This is a genomic window from Pseudomonas sp. NY15356, from assembly GCF_048068175.1.
In the GTDB taxonomy this organism is placed as follows: domain Bacteria; phylum Pseudomonadota; class Gammaproteobacteria; order Pseudomonadales; family Pseudomonadaceae; genus Aquipseudomonas; species Aquipseudomonas putida_K.
In genome coordinates this window covers 1-1,208 of record NZ_JBLUPW010000067.1, presented here as the reverse complement: position 1 = coordinate 1,208, position 1,208 = coordinate 1, and the positions used below count along the sequence as shown (strand labels likewise).

General features: G+C 66.1%; 3 protein-coding genes. All 3 read right to left on the bottom strand.

The window, feature by feature from the left end:
- On the bottom strand, positions 1–356 hold a 356-nt coding region (locus ACNFCI_RS23925), incomplete at its 3' end, for a hypothetical protein (RefSeq protein WP_416768420.1).
- Positions 353–796, bottom strand: a complete 444-nt coding sequence (locus tag ACNFCI_RS23920) for a structural protein P5 (RefSeq protein WP_416768418.1) — start codon at positions 794–796, stop codon at positions 353–355. The genes ACNFCI_RS23920 and ACNFCI_RS23925, both read right to left, overlap by 4 nt.
- Positions 797–866: 70 nt before the next feature.
- Positions 867–1,208, bottom strand: a 342-nt coding sequence (locus ACNFCI_RS23915; protein ID WP_416768417.1) for a tail fiber assembly protein, incomplete at its 5' end; no start/stop codon positions are given.

Below are 1,208 nucleotides of genomic sequence, written 5' to 3'. Positions count from 1 at the left end.
CCCAGCTCCTTGTCGATGATCGAGGTCGCGGCCTCGCACTGGTCGCCACCGGTGCGCTCCTGCTGCAAGCGATTTGCCGCCTCGTAGTCGGCCTGGGCGCTGGCCTGTGCATCCTTCGCGGCCTGCTCCGCCCGGGCCTGGCGCTCGTTCGCGGCCAGGGTCAGGTCGCCAAGGGCCTTGCCCTGCTCTTGCGCCAGACCGGATAGGTTGTCGCGCGCGGCGATGCACGCGGCAACCTTGTCCTGCACCTCATCGAGCGCTGGCCGGAAATGGCTGGTGGTGGCCCAGGTACCGACGGCGATGCCGATCAGGATCAGCAGAGCAGCCCCGATGGCACGCATCAGCAGCGCGTTCACGCCAAGGCCCTCCGCACGCCATCGTCGATCACCTCGGGCTTGTACGGGTTGCCGCCGTTCTCATGGATGATGATGCTCTCGACGAACACCCGCAGCGTGGCCGGGTCCTTGATGTTGATCGGGTCGGTGGTGCGCACACCCAGGCGCTTGGCCACGGCCGAGGCGTAGGCCTGGGTGTCGTTCTCGTTCGCCGGCGCCCAGCGGTTGATGGTCTCCAACACCGTGTCGATGCCCTTCCCGCCCACACCGGGAATGCCGTCTTTGCCCCGGTAGTTGATGAGCAGCTTGCCCAGGGCGCGGATGCCGTTCTCTGGGGTATCGAAGCGGGCGAAGCGCGGCTTAGCGGCGCGCACCTCCAGGCCCAGCTGGCCCACCCAGTCGTTCCGTGGGTTGAAGTCGATGTTGCCAGGGTTATTGTTGCGTACACCGCGTGCGGTCATGGGTTTTCTCCGGGCAAAAAAATACCGCCATCAGGCGGTTGTGTTCGTTGGCTGGCTGTCGTTCAGTTGATCAGGCCGGCGGCGCGGGCCAGGTGATCTCGTCGGGGTAGCCCGGTTGGTCTGGCAGGCGGATCAGCGCCACGCGGTAGCGCTTCCAGGCAATCAGCGAGGCGGCCTCGGCTTCAGTGGCTTCGCCAAGGTCTACGGCGTCCTGCAGCGGCGCGATAGAGCTGTCAGCTACTGCGCGGCGGCTCGCGGTCTCAGCAACGACCATGGCGAGATGCTGCTCAGCGGCAACCTGGGCCTTGGTCTCCGCAGTGATCTCTTGGGACCAATCGATAACGCCCACCACAGCTTCGAGAGGATCGCTCCACTCCAGCCCAGGCAAAGGCACCCGGCCATCGGCTGGGTC